This window comes from Achromobacter colocynthidis (assembly GCF_057334535.1).
On sequence record NZ_JBHFIZ010000037.1, the window covers coordinates 674586 to 693413 of the forward strand.

Annotated in this window: 4 protein-coding genes; 2 read left to right on the forward strand and 2 right to left on the reverse strand. The window is 59.8% G+C overall.

The genetic code is table 11. The features are described from left to right. The first annotated feature begins 47 nt into the window (after window positions 1-47). Both ACE04A_RS22795 and ACE04A_RS22800 read left to right on the forward strand, forming a co-directional pair. On the forward strand, window positions 48-2399 hold the full coding sequence (locus ACE04A_RS22795) for a cytochrome P450/oxidoreductase (RefSeq protein ID WP_448716754.1): 2352 nt from the start codon (window positions 48-50) through the stop codon (window positions 2397-2399). A gap of 295 nt (window positions 2400-2694) precedes the next feature. After that, the gene (locus tag ACE04A_RS22800) at window positions 2695-3735 is read left to right on the forward strand and encodes a T6SS phospholipase effector Tle1-like catalytic domain-containing protein (RefSeq protein ID WP_448716526.1); all 1041 of its coding nucleotides are present in this window, start codon (window positions 2695-2697) and stop codon (window positions 3733-3735) included. 325 nt (window positions 3736-4060) lie between these two features. Here ACE04A_RS22800 and ACE04A_RS22805 read toward each other — a convergent pair whose 3' ends face one another. Further along, complete coding sequence (locus ACE04A_RS22805) at window positions 4061-4645, reverse strand: suppressor of fused domain protein (protein ID WP_448716527.1); 585 nt, start codon at window positions 4643-4645, stop codon at window positions 4061-4063. A gap of 12 nt (window positions 4646-4657) precedes the next feature. Next, window positions 4658-18703 (reverse strand): GH-E family nuclease, encoded by a 14046-nt coding sequence (locus ACE04A_RS22810; protein ID WP_485820548.1) that lies wholly within the window; start codon window positions 18701-18703, stop codon window positions 4658-4660. Window positions 18704-18828 lie beyond the last annotated feature (125 nt).

The window sequence follows — 18828 nt, forward strand, 5'->3', positions numbered from 1 at the left end:
GCCGCTCACGCGGCAGGCCGAAGCATCACGAATACACGGAAAGCATCATGAGCCAATCGCCCTCTTCCTCGCGCCCGTCGGGCTGTCCCATCGATCACGCGGCGCTTGCCGCGATGCAAAGCCCCACCGGCTGTCCCGTCAGCGCCCGCGCCGCCGAGTTCGACCCCTTTGGCGATGGCTACCAGCAAGACCCGCCTGAATATGTGCGCTGGGCGCGCGAGCAGGAACCCGTGTTCTACAGCCCCAAGCTGGGCTACTGGGTGGTCACGCGCTACGAAGACATCAAGGCGATTTTTCGCGACAACATCACCTTCAGCCCGTCCATCGCGCTGGAAAAAATCACCCCCACCGGCCCCGAGGCCAACGCCGTGCTGGAGTCGTACGGCTACGCCATGAACCGCACCCTGGTCAACGAAGACGAACCCGCCCACATGCCGCGCCGCCGCGTGCTGATGGACCCGTTCACGCCCGAAGAGTTGAAGCACCACGAACCCATGGTGCGCCGCCTGACCCGCGAATACGTCGACCGCTTCGTCAACGACGGCCGCGCCGATCTCGTCGACCAGATGCTGTGGGAAGTGCCGCTGACCGTGGCGCTGCATTTCCTGGGCGTGCCCGAAGAAGACATGGAGCTGCTGCGCCAATACTCCATCGCGCACACCGTCAACACCTGGGGCCGCCCCAAGCCCGAAGAACAAGTGGCCGTCGCGCATGCTGTCGGCAACTTCTGGCAGTTGGCCGGCAAGATCCTGGACAAGATGCGCCAAGACCCGTCCGGCCCCGGCTGGATGCAATACGGCTTGCGCAAGCAGCAGACGCATCCGGACGTCGTCACCGATTCCTACCTGCATTCCATGATGATGGCCGGCATCGTCGCCGCCCACGAAACCACCGCAAACGCATCGGCCAACGCCATCAAGCTGCTGCTGCAACACCCCGACGCCTGGCGCGAGATCTGCGAAGACCCCGACCTGATTCCCAACGCCGTCGAAGAATGCCTGCGCCATAACGGCTCGGTCGCCGCGTGGCGCCGCCTGGCCACGCGCGATGTCGAGATCGCCGGCGTGCCGATCCCGGCAGGCTCCAAGCTGCTGATCGTCACGTCGTCCGCCAACCACGACGAAGGCCAGTTCAACGACGCCGACCTCTTCGACATCCGCCGCGAAAACGCCAGCGACCAGCTCACCTTCGGCTACGGCTCGCACCAATGCATGGGCAAGAACCTGGCCCGCATGGAAATGCAGATCTTCCTGGAAGAACTCACGCGCCGCCTTCCGCATATGAAGCTGTCGGAACAGGCGTTTACCTATGTGCCCAATACCTCGTTTCGCGGGCCGGAGCACCTGTGGGTGGAGTGGGACCCGAAGCAGAACCCGGAACTGGCGTCGCCGGCATTGCTGAACGACCAGCACCCCGTGCGTATCGGCGAGCCCTCGTCGCACGCCATCACGCGGCCCGTCGTCGTGCAAAGCGCGGTCGAAGCCGCTGACGGCATCTTGCGCCTGCGTTTGGTGTCGCCCGATGGCAAGCCGCTGCCGCGCTGGACGCCGGGCTCGCACATCGACGTGGAATGCGGCGACACAGGCTTGTCGCGCCAATACTCCTTGTGCGGCGATCCTTCGGAAACCGGTGTATTTGAAATTGCCGTGTTGAAGGAAACAGAAGGCCGAGGCGGCTCCGCGTGGATGCACGCGAACGCGGTGGTCGGCGCACGCTTGCGCATCCGTGGGCCGCGCAATCACTTCCGCATGAATGAAGCGGCCGACAAGCTGATCTTGATTGCCGGCGGCATCGGCATCACCCCCATCAGCGCCATGGCGCGGCGCGCCAAGGAACTGGGCCTGGATTACCAACTGCACTACAGCGGCCGCGCGCGCACGTGCATGGCGATGCTGGACGAACTTGTCGCGCTGCACGGCGACCGCCTGCACGTCCACGTCAAAGACGAAGGCACGCGCGCGGATTACGCGGCGCTGTTGTCCCAGCCGGATGCCGGCACGCAGATTTATGCGTGCGGCCCGCAAGGCTTGCTGGATGGCTTGGCCACTTGCTGCGCCGCATGGCCCGAAGATGCGCTGCGCGTGGAACACTTCCATTCCACCTTGGGCACGCTGGACCCGTCCAAGGAACAGCCGTTCGAAGTCGTGCTGAAGGACTCGGGCATCGTCATCAACGTGCCCGCGGATCAGACCCTGCTGACCGCGCTGCGCGGCGCCAATATCGACGTGCAGAGCGACTGCGAAGAAGGCCTCTGCGGATCGTGCGAGGTGCGCGTGCTGGAGGGGCAGATTGACCACCGCGACGTCGTGCTCACGCGCGCGGAACGCGACGCGAACAACAAGATGATGGCGTGCTGCTCGCGCTCGTGCGGCGGTGCGAAGGTGGTGTTGGAGTTGTGACGATCAACTGATCGCTTCCGCTACCAACCGCTTCCACGCGGATACCATCCTTTAGGACTCGGATTGCTACACATTATCTAGTTCGACCATCCCGCCTTCGGGATTCGCCTGCGCCGTCACCCCGGCGCAGGCTTTTTTATGCCCAGTCGGTTAGTAAAAAAGGCGGTGTACATGCCGCCAGCAGGGAAACCACGCAGGCGGCAAACGCGCAACCCGCGTGCTAGCTTGCCTCACGCGGGCGTCATCCCAGCCAGCAACAGATGTATCGGAAGACTCGATCTGTGGGGAGCTGAACATGATGAAGAATCTGGCCATCTTCTTTGACGGCACGTGGAACGAACCCAACGACCGCACCAACGCCTACGAGCTTTACAAAGCCGCGCCCGAAACCAGCACGCAGGAAACCCTGTACATCGAAGGCGTCGGCACGCAAGGCCAAGGCCTGTGGGCCGCCATCGACAAATTCCTGGGCGGCGCATTCGGCGCCGGCCTATCCGCCAATATCCGGCACGGCTACCAATGGCTATGCCAACGCCAGGAAGCCGGCGACCATATCTTTCTGTTCGGCTTCAGCCGTGGCGCATACTCGGCGCGCAGCCTGGCCGGCATGGTCCGCAAATGCGGCCTGCTTAAAAGCCCCACTGACGACAACGTCGCCGAAGCCTACGCGCTTTACCGCGACGATTGCCATCCGTCGTCTATCGAAGCGCTTTCGTTTCGCACGCAATTTTCTCGCGATACCGACCTGCATTTTGTGGGGGTTTGGGACACGGTGGGCAGCCTTGGCATACCTGTCGGCGGCATTTCGTTTCCGGGGTTCTCCAAGTTCTATAACTTCCACGACACCGAACTCAGCAACCACGTCCACCATGCTTATCACGCGATCGCAACGAACGAATATCGCGAGCCGTATTTTCCGACCTTGTGGACGCGGCTGGTTAATTCCGAACCCCGCCCTGCGGACAGGCCGGTAGAGCAGCGCTGGTTTATCGGCGCGCATTCGGACATTGGCGGTGGGTACCGGGACGGGAGTTTGCAGACGCTGCCGGCGGCTTGGCTACAGGGGAAAGCGCGGGAGGTAGGGTTGGAGGCGGGCATCGCGCACCGGGTGTCTACGGACTATGACCAGTGCCATCCGCATGACTCGTATAAGGAGTTCACGGATAAGGTGCTGATTCATGTGAAGAAGCGAGCGCGGATGTGGGATGGCGCGGCGGTGCTGAATTTGACGGTGGATGAAAGGGTGGTGAAGCGGGTGGAAAGACACTCCGAATACATGAGGGAGTATTTGGAGTTCAGGGATGCACTCTCGGAGCTTCCCGTGAGGCGGGATTGACGTTTGTTGAAATACGCATTGTCAAAACTCGGACGAGCCAGGACTTTGTAGACTGGGAGGAATATCGGGTGATCGCCGCAGAGCGGCGCCCGATCTAAGCGCTGTAATGCCTCGGCCTTGCAACAGGCACTCGAGATCTTGCCCTGAGGCCATGTGACGTGATGCTTCCCATAATCATCAAGGCTTGGAAAAGGGACTGAAAATAGATCATTCCAGGATAGTTTTCAAATTCAGCCTATCAAAATTGTCTATTTATATTTTATAAGTTTATCGATCGCCGACGAACTAGTTTAAGGTTGATTTAAAACCTAAAAAATAGATCCAATCATACGACAGACGGCCGGTTTATATCGTATATGTCAATATTCGCCTCAACAAACAAATCTTCAAGCTTATCCGAGCCGTAATTGTCTGCGAAGTCTCGTTCTTTGCGCGAAATAGGCACTGCCAGTAGCCACGCGACCAATCGACCATCCATTTCGACAGAACGAAGACGATCCCCCCAAAGAAATGGCGAGGAAAAGTAAATATCAGTAAGCGAACTCGATATTCCGTGCATGGACACGACATCGGGAAATATTCTCCCCGGGGCACAGAACCAATGCGAATTTATCACGCAGAAAGACAAGGTCGCTAAGACCTCATCGAACCCCGACGTATTCGACGCACACGCGCCGACCAGTTCAGCTCGGGTCCCGAACTCGACTCCATTATAAAAAAGCGGATGATCCGACAAGCCGATAGTCGCGTAGGCCGATACACCAAGTTGCGGCCGATCATCAATCCGCATAATGTAAACACTGCTAGTTTCCGCCTCGTCCCAATACGACGAAACTCCCTGCACACTCGCATCCATAGCAGAGGCGGTGTGTTTCGCAATTTTTTTATGTATATCAGTTACCACCAGCATTATTTATACTCGCTACTTAATAAGCCAATTGGACATATCTTCTCCCTTATGCCCCCTATTGGAGGATGGAAGCTCTGGGCGATATCGTGTCGGATCATTCATCCTATTTAAGAACTCTTTTCGAGTGACTGCTCGACCGGTTTCCATCCATTGATAAATTGAATAATCGCGCTCCTTCCGATACTCCATCTGAGGACGATGCCCCATGTCCCAGGGCTCGTTCTTTTGCATGATAACCTTTTGAAGCGGATCGCGAACTACGTTGGTAACGGGTTCAGCAGCTCCGTCCCATGCTTCGTCGCGAACGCCCTTTCTGAAACCCGAAGGCCGATCATAGGTTTTTGCGTCGAGCACTTGTCCTTCAGAGCTAACGTAAAAACGTGTAGACGGATTTAGGGGTGGGACCTCTACTTTCAGGTCAGAGCTGGGAGCTTTCCGTACATGCGTATCGGCAAATGGGATGCTAGGTTTGGTTGCTGCCTTATTGTCTATAACGCTATTGATCTTTTTTGCAGTACCCAGTGCGTTCTTCGCACTATCCATCACCATCTGACCAGCGAACATCACGCCTGAGGCCAAAAATCCTGCCTCGTCAGGCTGTAGCCCCCACTGCTGCTCAAGAAACGAAGAAGCACGCCCGTGGATGTAATCGCCCACCTGCGCCGTGTATTCGCCGATTGCGTACTCGGTCACTGAGTCCACAATCGTTGACTTGATGAGCTGCGCCGGCCCCATCATGGCCAACTGAATGCCAGTTGCCGCCACTCCAGTAAGAGTTGGATTCTCTTCGGCAAAAGCACCCACGGCTTTGACGCCGTCCATCATTGGATGAAGAACATCGTCCGTGAAGGGCACCGTCCAGTGATGCCCGATTACGTTAACTGGTGCCAACGTACCCAAGTCCTTGACTTCGACGCCCACGTTCCTGCCATCACTTGAACGAGACTGCGCTATTTCTTCAAGATTCAGGTTTGCAATGCCATCATTGGCCTGCGCTGCCGCACCAAACAAATCGTTCCTGATCCGCGGATCACCGACAAACTTCCCGATCTCATCGGGCGTGTATCCGTCCTGTATGAGGCCGTTGGTCACATCGCGCAGAACCTTATCCTTGCCTGTCGCCCCCACCTTATCCGGGTCAATGCCTGCCCGCCGCAAAACCTCATTTACCCCTGGATTCTGCGAAGCGCGTTCTGCTGCTGCGACCGTCGAATTGCCCAATGCGTTGCCGAAAGCATCAATGGCAACCTGAACGTAGTCAGCCTTTCCTCCTGTCAACACAGACGCCGTAACTCCACCAACCGTACCCGCCGCGAATCCTCGAGCCAAATCCCAGCCGAAACCCTCCTTACCCTGGAATACCGCCCCGCCGACTGCCGACCCAACACCAGCGCCCACACCTGCGGCAGCGACGTTTGTCCAACTGAACTGGGTTTGCAAGCCCACGGCCACAGTAATGCCCTGCGTGATCGTCGAACTCACCATCGCACGGCCCGCAACCTGCACAGCACGTTCAGCCATGGAGTTGCTAAGCGATGTCGTTCCCCCAAACTGGGCGCCGACGCCCGCTGTGACCGCTGTCGATACTCCAGCCATGGCAACTCCGGCCCAATTGAACTTGCTTTGGGCACCGATTGCCATGCCAACACCTTGACTCACTACGCTTCCAACCGCGCCGGCGATCAAGCCATAGCCCACTGCTGCACCGAAGCCATAGGCGCCGCCCAAAGCGCTCAGACCGGTGCCCATCATTGCCCCCAAACTCGCGCCTAAGCCCGCGCTTGCTGCTGCTCCCGCAGCAGCGCCGGCCGCTGCACCAGCTGCAGCGCCCGCACCAGCTGCAGCCCCAGCCCCGGCCGCAGCACTTGCGCCAGCGGCCGCGGGCGCAGCCAACGCCCCCGCGGTCAACACGGTCGCCACCACCGCCACCACCGCAACGATGATCATCCCGACGCCGCCGCATCCGCCACCGCCATCCGCCTTCGGCATCGGCATCGTCGGTTGCGTATCCCCGATCAACTTGGCCGGGTCATACGGCTTGAACGTCTTGTAGTCGTTGTGGTTGCCCGTCACGCGGTTCGGCACCGTGACCGTTGCGCCCACGCGCAGGTCACGATCACCTGACAGGCCATTGGCCTCGGCAATCAGATACCAAAGGCGGCTGTCGCCATATGCCTGCTGCGCGATCGACTGCAAGGTGTCGCCCGCCTGCACGCGATATGAACCCGGTGCCGCCGACGGGTTGCCACCGTCGATCGGCCTGAACGAAGGCGAGAAATCGTCAGCGCCCACAACCGGTCCCGTGGTCCCCATCATCTCGCCGTTCACGATCAACGTACGAGTGATCTTTCCGTCTTGCACGCGCTGCAGGATCTTGCCGTTGGCGTCGTTCACCAGCGTCTGGTTGTTCTTCGCTTCCTTGGAGTCCGTCACGCCGATCAGGTTGCCGTTCACGTCGTACTTGTACGTGGTCAGGCCCGGATCGAGTTTGGTGCTGGTGCCGCTCAGCGTGGCTTCGCGATAGCCCTCGTAGCGCGCATGGGTGTAGTTGTAGGTATTGATGTAGTGCGAGCCTTCCCACACTTCTGTTTTGTACTGTGTGACGTTGCCCGCGCCGTCATACCCCGTGTAGGCGGTGTTGTACTTGTTGGTAAACCCATTGACGGCCGTCATGCTCAAGACGCGCACATTCGACACCCGGCCCGCCGCGTCATACATGGTCATCTTGCGTTCGTTGACAAGGCCAGACCGTTCATAGAACTGCCCGCCGAACTCGCCGCTAATGCCGCTGGTGACAACCCGATCCGCACCGTCGTAGTAACGCCGATCGGTCAGCAGCCCATCACGTCGGATGGTGCTCAGGCGGTTCATTTCGTCGTAGCTGTAGGTTTCGTTCGTGAACCCGTCGCTGGCCACACCGTCGCTCGAATACGCCTTGCCCCAGAAGCGGTCGCTCAAGCGGTTGCCCATGACGTCATAGGTCAGCTTGTGGCCCTGGCCAACGCCAATGTCGAGGTTGGCATTGACGCCGTCCACGGTAGTTTGCCGGTTCATCGAGTCGTAGCCATACCAAAGGTCGCGACTGCGGACCGTTCTGCCGGTATCCGTGTACTGCGTCTGCACGCGAATACGGTTGCCGTTGGCGTCGTAGTCGATGTTCTCGCGCAGGTACCCACCCGATATTTCGCGCAGACGACCAAGCGCGTCATAGGCCATGACGTTAGTTTGATACACGACGTTGGCCTGCGTCGTACGTTCGCGGACCTTGTTGCCCGCGTGATCATAGGCGTAGTCCGTGATCTTGTTCAGCGAGGCGTCGGTGATGCGCGTCATCTGGCCAGCCGCGTCATACGCATACGTCAGTGACTGCCCACGTGTATTGGTCTGCTTCAACAGTTGGCGGGCGTTATCGTACGTATAGGCGTACTGCGCTCCACCGATGTCGGCGTGAGCGACCAATCGGCCGAAATAGTCGTATGCCCATGTCGACGCGTTGCCGTTTGCATCAGCTTCGAAGGTCTTGTTACCGCGTGCGTCGTAAGCCGTGCGCAGTTCCGTGGCAATGCCCGGCTTGCGAATGCCGGTGACGTTGCCACGCAAGTCATAGCGAAAGTACGTGGTCTCGCCGGCACCGTTGGTGGAGCTGAGTTTGTTGCCCAGCTCGTCGTACGTCACGCGTTCGATCACCGTGCGGCTGCCGGTGTACTGCAGGTCCAGCACGTTCGATACTTTGTAGCTACCGATCCCTGGCAACGACGTCAGCAGCAGGCGGCCAAGATTGTCGTAGCTGTAGTTGGTCGTATTGCCTAACGCGTCTATCCACGAAACCTTGTCTCCCAACGCGTTGTAGTTGTAGCGGTATACCCCTCCATCCGCATGCGTCTCGCGAATTCGATTGCCGCCCGCGTCGTAGGTGTTGCCATTGACATTGCCGTTGGCGTCCCGCGTGCCGACGTTGTTGCCGTTCTGATCGTAATAAAGGTACGTCTTCGGGCCGGCGCCCGACACGCCATCCGCGTTGGGGCGGATTTCAGATGTCATCTGGTTCGCGGCGTTATAGGTGTACGAGGTGACCCAATAAGGCGAGCGCGGGTCCGTCACCGTCAACACATTGCCCCAACGGTCGTAACTACGTTGCACGCTTGGACGGCTGGCTTGCGTGCCACCGTTGTTGGCGCCTATAGGAGTCCACGTGCCGACCACTCCCAGATTGCCGGAAGCCGCGACGCTGATCGGGCCAGGGTTGGACGCCGTTGTGCTGGTCACGCCGTACTGGACTGCTGAGCCTTTAATGGTGTAGCCGGGGGTGTAGGGCGCGGTGGACTGCGTCATACCCGGGCGCGGCACAACCGGAGGAACCCAGACTTGTTCCGACCGTTGTTCCTGGCGATATTCCACTCGCCAGTAGCCAGCCTGGCCGCCTTCGCCCCCCTCGCCCGTACCGGGAACGGGAGGGACCCAGACCTGCACCGGAACCGTCACGGTGTAATAACGCGTGTAGTAATAGCCCGGCGTCGTCGCACCTTGCGAAATCGTGCCGATCCGATGGAGCGTCGGGCCGCTGGCGACAGCGGGTGTATACAGCAGGTCGTACTCGTAGTTGCCTGCTGGCAAGGTTCCAAACGCCACCGAAAAGCGAGTGACAAGCCCCCCGTTCTCGCCGCCTTCGCCGCCTTCGCCGCCGCCGGCAAGAGCACGAGACATCGTCACTTGCGACCACCCCGTAGTGCCTTGCAACCGATACTTCAGCACCGCAACGCCCGTGTATTCCCCGGGCGCCGCCCAAGTGATGCTCGTGTTGCTTGAATCCAAAGTCAGGGCTTGGGTAATCGGAGCGATCCCGACTGGAGGAACCCACCGGTCCGGCACCGCCGCCAGCTTGTCCACTCTGCCGGTGGCATGAGCATAGGCAGCGCCCGTCTGCTTGTCGATCAACAACAACTCATAATCAAAGGCGCCCGCACCCAAAGCGGCCCAATCCACGCCATCATGGCCCTTGGTACGCGCCACGACCGGCAATGCCGTCCATGTGCCTCCGCCGGCAGGGCGATATCGGAACTGCGCGTTCACGCCGGGGCCAAAGGACGGCCAGCTGAATACCTCGCGGCTGACAGTGCCAAAACCCATCGCACTACCGATGGTGGACAGGGCAGGCGCCATCAAAGCCAAGGTTCCATTACCGGTGACTTTGACAATGCCATCGCGACCAATATGCGATACGCGGTACTCGTAGCTACCAAGCGCAAGGCCGGCTGCATCGTACCGGTACGACTTGCCGTAGTTGGTCATCGCCACTTCGGACCACGCACCGTTTGGCTGGCGAATTTCCAAGCGCACCTTAGTGGATGGATCCACCGGCGCCACCACGTCAATGAAGTTGCCTGTATTGCCAAAGATATCTTGCTGCTGGATCACATTGCGATACACACCGCCCGTGTCCTTTTTCTGAACCAGCAGCGACACCACCTTGCCCACCCCTCCGTCCAAGGTATTGCTGGCGTTGCCGTCCCAGCTGATGGTGACGCCGGCTCGCGCGGCGTACGCGCTGTAGTTCTTGGCGATCGTGCGCCGTACGCCGGACTTGCTTTCGTAAACCATAGTGACGCGAATATCGCCATCGCCAAGATCAGAGAGGGTCGTCCAATTGAGCTTGACGCTGTTGGTCCCCTGCCAAGTCGGAATTCCGGTGGGTTCACCGTTTTCTCCGGTCTCGCCATTGCCGCCGCCCCATTCTGGGTGCGGCAAGTACACAAGAGTCGCGGACGTAATTTCGGCGCTGGTGAAGTCGCGCTTCACCGATACACCACCTTCAGACACCGTGCGGGTAGCGCCGAGCGTGGTGACCACGTTACCCAAGGCGTCGTAAATGGTGTCGTCGCGCCTGAGGTTGGTCATGGCAGCGGCCTGCTGCAGCGTCTGGATCGCCGCGACATTGACGTTTCCGCCGCCGGCGCCGGCGCTGGTCATATTGGCCGTGGCCTTGCCCTGAAGGTTGTACAGCGTGATCTGGTCGTTGCCATCCTTGGCATTGGTTCGTACCAGGTTGCCGCCGTTGTCGTACTCGAAGTACTCCTGCGCACCGCCATTAACGCCACGACGAGTGACTTCACCGAACGCGTTGTACTGGATTGCCGTATCGGACCAGCCCGCATCAGCCTGCGACACGTCAGTAATTCCCGAGCCGTTGGCGGCGGCATTGCTGCCCTCCCATTTGCTTACCCAGTTGCCGGAAGCGTCCTGTTGCCAGACTCGGATATAACTCAGCTGCGAAATCCCGCCTTGTTCGACTTTGTTATCGGACCAACGGATGGAAACACCGGAAGCCGCCGAGGCGGCGGCCACATCGACGGTGCGGCTGGTCGCCACACTCGGCGATCCGAACGTAATCGTGTTGCCTCCGGTGGTCACACCGCCTTCGCCGCCCCCTCCCTCTTCGTTCGGAATAGTCTCCGTGGAAAGCGTACTGACCGTGTTGTAGTAAACCTGGACCCGCACCAAGCCGCCGCTGGCATTAATCAACGAGGACCAATTCACGTTGATCGTGTTCGTGCCCGTCATTCGGTAGCGATAGAACCCATTGAATTCCTTGGCCGACGACGACCACCCCGTCTGCACACCGCTCTTGAGCACCGACGTCGACGCCGGATCAATTACCCGGGTCTGCTGCCCCAACTTGTCGTACTCGTATGCCTGGAACCAGCTTTTTACGCTGCCATCATTGCCCGTAACGGTTCGCCATTGCTTAACCAATTGCCCGCCGGCATTGAACGACGCATAGGTGCTCTTGCCGTTGCCATCCGTGGTTTGGATCTTATTGCCCCGGCTGTCATAGCGTACGTAAGTCGCACGGTCCTGGGCGCTGGTCGTGGCCTTGAAACCTGTCGGGGTCTCAGTGACGACCGAAGTTCCGTTGGCGTGTTGAATCGTGGCGATGGCGTTGCCCAGCGCGTCGCGCCGGAACGTTGTCAACGGCGTCAGTGCCGCGCCCCCAACTTCTGCGTTGCGTGTTGGCTCAGCAATGGCCGCGACGCGGCCCAAAACGTCGTAATAGGTATACGTGGATGCGCCCTTGGCGTCGGTCACCCGAGTGCGATTGCCTAGAACGTCGTATCCGTACGTAGTCTTGAGGTCGCCGCGTAGTGCCGTGGCGGAGGATTGCGCGCTGTATTCCACGCCGACGCGCGTCTCAGACACCATTCTGCCCAACGCGTCAAAAGCATAGGTCGTGACGCGGTCGTTTGCATGCGCGACAGGCAACGTGTACGACTGCGCATTCCACACGGTGGCGGCTGTCGCATATTCGCGCTGCGACGTCTTATTGCCATTTCCGTCGTAGGACATCGTTGTCACGTAGCCCAGGGCATCTACCTTAGCCGTAACGTTGCCCAATCGGTCGTAGTATTGGGTCGTTGTCGCCCATACCTGAGATACCGGATTGACCAGATCTCGCACGGCTACGACCTGCCCGAAGGCGTCGTACTCGTTGCGTGTGACCTTGTTGCTGACAAAGTACTGGGCGTTGGCCGCCGCGGATGAATCGTAGGCGTAGATCTGCGACTGGCTGACTTCGACTACGCGGCCAAGGCGGTCGTAGCTCGAGACGACACCACGGTCGCCGCTATGATCCACCCCCGCGGCATTGACAGCAGCGGACACGACGGCAGCGCTGATCCCGGTATACCCGTAACCCACGAGTCCCGGTTTGGTGGCATATCGCAATTGCAGGGTCACATCGCCCTGCGCGTTGCGCTCGTACTCGGTAACGTAGCCCTCTGCGTTGACTTCGTACTTCAGCGCGCCCGTCTTGTCGTACACCTTATAGCTAACCGCGCCAGCCTGGTTTCTGCCGGCCACCGCATTCCCGAATGCGTCATACAGCACGTCTGAGGTCAGCGTGATCGGCGCTCCCTCGGTGCGCGAGGCCAAGCCTGACGCGCCATTGGTCAGAAGATTGTCCGCGCTGGGGTCATAGACGGAGACCGCTGCGTAGATCGTTCGGATCTGGCGTCCGGCCGCGTCATAAACGTAGCGGGTGGTGACGGCTTCGGGCCGTCCGGCCGCCTCGGTTCGCGCGACCAGATTTCCGAGACCGTCGTACTCGTAGCGGGTCACGACCGATGCGGCCACGCTGGCACCCAGCGTCAGGTTGCCCGCTGCGTCCGTATTCAACCCCACCACGGCGACTTTGGGCGTCGTTTCGGTCAGCAAGCGACCCGCGGCGTCGTAATCGTATGTCCACAAGCTGCCCAGCTTGTTGGTGAAGGTTCGCTTGTTGCCAACGCCATCGTAGGTGTAGGACTCGGACTTGCCCATTGCATCGGTGCTACCGAGAACACGTCCGGCCTTATCGTAGACGTAGGTCGTTACCCTATCTGTCGCCGTGTTCGGTGTCAGCGCCGCGGCAACTTGGGCCACTGTCGGTTGACCCGCCAGTGACACGGGTGCGCCATATCGACGGCTGAGCACTACACGCCCGCTGGTGTCGTAATCCGATTGGGTTACGTAGCCTGCCGCGTCGATCTGATAGACCGCGCGACCCGTTGCATCAAAGACCGCACGCGTCGTTCGGTCTTGCGCATTGGCAGCAGGTTTGCGTGCCGACAAGGCGGCCTGGGTCAACGCGGTAGCCGCCTGCCCTGCCAGATCCGCACCGGTTAGTTTGCCGAAGTACCGAGTACTGCCTACCAGATTTCCGGCAGCGTCGTATCGGTTTTCGGTGACGCCCATCATGGCGTCCACAACCATCACGGCTCGGTTTGCACGGTCATAGGCCGTCGTCACTACGCGGTCTTGCGGCGACGCCACTGCGGCGTCCAACATAGCTGCCGCAGTACGCGGAACGTCCGCGCCCAAGCGACCCGCGTAAGACACGACCTGGATCACGTTGCCGTTAGCGTCCAGTACTTTTTTGGTGGCGGTGCCGGTCGCATCCACCGTAAGGACTTGCCGGTTGGCGCCGTCATAGACCCAATCCGTTGCCCGGTCATCTGGGCCGCCCTGGACAGTCAATGGCCCAGCGCCCGCTGCAACCAACTTTGCATACTGAATCTGGCGGACGACATTGCCGTTCTTGTCGTAGACATTCTCTGTCACCGCCCCCATACCGTTCATGGTATGAGTCATGCGCCCGGCATTGTCGTAGATGTTTACCGTGCGCTGGTCCCGCCCTGGGGCCGCCGCCGTGGCAATTGCGGCGGCAATGGCCGCCTGTGTCAACGCGGTCGTGCTCGGCAAGCGCGTCGCGTATGCGATACGTTCGATAACGTTTCCGCTCGCGTCAAACCGCTGCTCGACAACTGCGCCGGTGCCATCCAGTTGATAGATGGCACGGTTCAGCGAGTCATACACGGTGCGCGTGCGAAGATCGTGCGCGATATCAATCACTGGCGCCGAGGGCATGGCTACCGTGCCGATCGACGCCGCGGCCAGCCGGTTGGCATGTGCAACACGTTCCAGCACATTGCCGTTGGCGTCATAGCGATAGGTCACGACCGCGCCGGTCGCATCCACCGTCATGGCCAGGCGACCGCCCGTCGTGTAATAGCGGAACTCGCGTACGTCAGAGGCGGCTGGCGCCAACAACGCACGGACTTCCGCTTCCGTGGGCGTCTGCGGCAGGTTCACCAACGCGATGGGATTGCTATACCTAGCAGTACTTGCGAGTTGGCCGACGGCGTCGTAGCGGCTTTCGGTAACGCCGCCATTTGCGTCAATTTTCAGGATGACGCGATTAGATGCGTCCAGCACATACCGTGTGGTTCCACCGTTTGGATCAATACTTGCGACGACGTTGTCATTGGCGTCGTACACATACCGCGTAGTCAGCTTCAGGCCCGACGGGTCAACGACCTCCTGAGTGCGGCGTCCCAGGCTGTCATAGGTGTACTGCGTAATCGTGCCATTGGGGGACGTCTGTGTCAGCGTACGGCCGGCGAGATCGTAGGTGTAAAGCGTTCTCAGTTTTAGGCCGGCAGCGTCTTGATAGGCTGCCGTCACGCGGCCTGCTTTGTCGAACGCGTACGTCGTCTGGCGGCCAAGAGGATCCGTCACGACATAGCGTTGTCCCAGCGCGTTATAGCGATAGTTGGTCGCCAGCGCCAAACCGCCTACATCGACCGTCGTCGTGTAGAGTTGCCCCGCCGCATCGTAGACGTGCGCCGTCCGCACGCCGCGCGCATCCGTTGTCTCGATCAAACGGTTGAGCTTGTCGTAGGAATTCTTAACGACAGTTCCACCCGCTTCGGTCGTCAATAACGAACCCGAGGCATCGTACGTATACACGGTGTTGTTGCCGTTGCCGTCGCGCAAGGTAACGCTCTGGCCATGACGATTTCGCGTCGTAATCACCGACACGCCGTCGGGCGTAGTCATGGTGACGCTTCGATTCTGCGTGTTATATGCAAACGTCGTACGCCGACCCAGCGCGTCCTGCTGCCAAATGGTATTGCCGAACGCGTCCAGACCCGTCGTCGTTGTCCCATCCGCATTTTGCGTCAGGATGACGCGGCCCAGCTTGTCGTATTGGTAGGAGACGGCATTGCCGTTGCCGTCGCGCGTACTGATCACACGCCCGAAGGCGTCGTACTCGCGGCTGGTGACTCGGGCGAGCCCGCTCGGGTCCCCCGTGGTGCTGAGCAAACGGCCTAGACGATCATAGGAGAACTTCGTCGCAACATTCAGGCTGGCCGTCAACGTGGTCGTGCGTAGGACCTCGTTACCGAAGGCGTCGTAGTCATGCGACACCACGCCCCCGTCGCCCGCCTTCTCGGTAAGGCGCCGGCCGTCAGCAGTGTATGTGTAGGTCTCGCGGACATCCGCTGTCGGTTTGACTTTGGCAGCGATGGCAGTCAACAACGTGTCATTGACCAGGCCGCCTGTCAAACCTGTCAGCGCGATGCCGACGCTGTATTTGACAACCTCGACCAGTTGTCCAAGGTTGTCGTAGATACGCTCTTCCGTGTAACCCAGCGGGTTAACCGTATGGGTGACGCGCCCTTGCGTATCGTAGTAATACAGCGTGCGCTTGCCCGCCGCATCAGTCGACGAAATGCGCCGGCCAACCGCGTCATAGGCGTACGTCGTTCCATAACCGGTCCAGACAGCGTTGATTTGCGCCTGCGTCAGATTACCGGTCAAACGGGCAGCGCCTTCCCCTGATAGTTCCCCGATAAGGCGTCCTTGCAGGTCGTAGCGCGCCAACATGCTACGCGCTTCGGCGGTGCCCGCGGCCACCACCGTGGACGTCAGCCTGCCCATGCTGTCATACACATACAGCGTCATCGTGCCTTCCGCGTTTTTCGCGGAAGAAACTTGATTGAGTTGCGTATAGCTATAGGTAAATACTTGGTCAGCGGCGACGCTCAATGGCCTCAAGCCAATAAGCGAGCTGGTCGGCCCTGCACCAGTCGTGACGGTGGCGTAACGGATCTTTGTTGTCAGGTTGCCGCTACCGTCGTAGACGGATTCGGTCAAATAACCCGCGCCATCTACGTGGCCCGACACTTGACCAAGGTTGTTGTAAAGCCAGTATTCACTGATGTCCGCCGCTGTCGCTGTCGGCTTTAACGCGTCAAACTGCCCACCGCCCGCCGGCACTGTGGATACGCGATTAAAGGACGTGGTCTTGGAGACTTGACGTCCTGCGTTGTCATACGTGTACTCAACTACCGTACCTTCAGCGTCGATAGTGCCTCGTAGCAGGCCATCGGCCGTGTAATAGCGATAAGACCGAGCATCGCCTTGGGTCGTCGCAGGTGTAACGGCGCCAGGTTGGGTCGCAGGTCCCAATGCGCTGGTGGAAACGCGTGTTGCATAGCGCACGACCTCCACCAGTCGGCCTGCGCCGTCATAACGATTTTCCGTCACGGCGCCCGTCGGATCGATCGTCTTGCTCAAGCGGCCCGACGTATCGTAGAGCTGCCAGGCATTGCGATCATTGGCCGAAGCGGAGGGCAGAATCGCGCTCAACGCAGGGTTCAGCGCCGCGCCGGCCCCGTCCACCAGCAGCGCCAGGTTTACAGCGTTCGCATACTGCGTCGTTTGCGCCAGTCGGCCTGCGGCATCGTATCGATACTGTGTGAGTGCGCCCAAAGCGCTGATGTCGGCAATCTTGCGACCGGCGGCGTCATATAGGGAAAATGCCTTGGCGCCCGTCGGGTCCGTCGTCATCAGCAAGCGGCCGTTGGCGTCATAGGCATACCGGGTCTCGCCCAGCGCTGCTCCGGCCGCGTTCTGATGAATTTGGCTGATCTGCCGGCCAGCCTTGTCGAACATCGAGACGACACGCAGTCCATTAGCCTGCGTCACGATAGCTCGGTTTCCGGCATCGTCGTACTGCGTCAACGTCAGGTTTCCGCCTGCGTCTTGCACGGACACCAAGCGCCCCAGCCCGTCATACGCGTATGACGTATTGCCTCCGGTAGGTGACACCTTCAATAACAATCGCCCGGCTTGGTCGTAGACGAATTTGGTCAGCACCTCGGTGCCGTCGGTCACCCCAATGCCTGCACTGGTTACTTTCGCGTAGGCAATGCTTTGCTGCAGCATGCCCCGGTAGTCGTAGGTGAAGTCGGTGCGCGAAATGCGGTTCATGTCCGCAGAGGCGGCCCAAGCTGTCAGCTGTTGTTCCGAAGGCACCGTGGTGGCCGCCAACCCCGCCACGGGATAGGCACTGCCCGCATACTGGATTGTGGTCGCGCGTTCGCCCGTTGCGTTATACCGGTACTCTGTAACCCGCCCTTCGGGAGATATCGAAAATCGCAGTCGACCAGAAGCATCGTACGTGTACCGCCGTGTCTGCGCGCCGGACGCAGCGGTGGTACCAGACGCTGGAGCGGTATAGACCGTCTCGGTTGACACCCGGTTACCCGCGTCGTACGTGCGCGTGACCGTATTCCCCAACGTGTCACGCTGGCTGAGCTGATTGCCGCGCGCATCGTAGGTCATGGTGATCGTGTTTCCGCCCGGCTCCACGATACGCAACACGTTGCCATTGGCGTCGTAGGCGTAGCCCGTCACCTGCGACACACCATTGACCGCGGGCGCGGTGACCTTGGTCAATCGTCCTGCAGTGTCGTTCTCAAATACCGTAACCGCACCCTGCGGATCCGTGATTGAAGTTCTGCGATTCGCGGTGTCATAGGCGTAGCTTGTCACCCGGCCCAACGCGTCCGTAACCGTCGCCACGCGGAATTCCGCGCCTTCCTGCACGTAAGTGAAAGACAGCACACTGCCGTCAGTCTGGGAGACGTTCGCAAGCCGATTGCTAGCGCCGTCGTAGGTATAGAACGTCTGGAACACCTTGCCGTCGGCAATAGCGTTGTCCTGAGGCGTCAGGTCCACTGAGACGGATGACAAGCGGTTCAACGTGTCATAGCCGTACCGCACGCGAGTCTGGATCACCTGGGCGCCGTTTTCTACACTCGCCGTGCGGATCTGCGTGAGATTGTTCCCGGTGTAGTCGTAGTAAGTAATGCCGCCGCTTGCGTCGGTGACACGTGCCAGCTTGCCGTTAGCACCATAGGTGTAGGTCACCGTGTTGCCACTAGTGTCCACCGAGTTCAGAAGCCGACCGGCGCCGCTACCTTCGTATTTCTCCGTCAACGCGGAAGCGCCGTCGGTCCAAACGTATTGTCCGCTTGCAGCATCCTTGGACAACGTATCGTAGGCGCCCGCGCCATCCGAAGAAACGTACAACTTGCGCGTGGCGTCGTACTTGTAGACCTGTTCGGAGCCATCTTCGTCCACCCGCACCATTGTGCTGCCAACGGCGTTGAGCTGCCCGACCAACCGCACCGACTTCAATGCCGCGCCCACCGACCACGGCGTGCCCCCGAGACTTCCTTGGCTGTTGTAGGTCCGTACAGATCCGAACAGAGAACCGTGGCCGGCAAGTTGATCGTCCAACGTGCGAAACACCAGGTTTCCGTTGACAACGTTCACATAGACCTGGTCCGCACTGCGCCCCAGATCGGCATTGCCAAAGACCCCGCGATTGCCCAACGTACCCAAAGACGTCAGGTTCAAGCCCAGGCTGTTCCCACTTACGATCGCGACCATTTTTCTAGCCCTAGAAGTCGTTCATCTCTCGTCTTGAACTTTCAGGACGAGATGTCAGTGATCAACTTCTCCGTCCGCGCGATTTCAGGTTTAGGCCGAAGCATGCGGCCAACAGTCAAGCCAGA

Bases quoted from the DNA above. Each gene is read 5' to 3' on its own strand.
- ACE04A_RS22795 (WP_448716754.1), top strand. From the start codon at position 48: ATGAGCCAATCGCCCTCTTCCTCGCGCCCGTCGGGCTGTCCCATCGAT.
- ACE04A_RS22800 (WP_448716526.1), top strand. From the start codon at position 2,695: ATGATGAAGAATCTGGCCATCTTCTTTGACGGCACGTGGAACGAACCC.
- ACE04A_RS22805 (WP_448716527.1), bottom strand. From the start codon at position 4,645: ATGCTGGTGGTAACTGATATACATAAAAAAATTGCGAAACACACCGCC.
- ACE04A_RS22810 (WP_485820548.1), bottom strand. From the start codon at position 18,703: ATGGTCGCGATCGTAAGTGGGAACAGCCTGGGCTTGAACCTGACGTCT.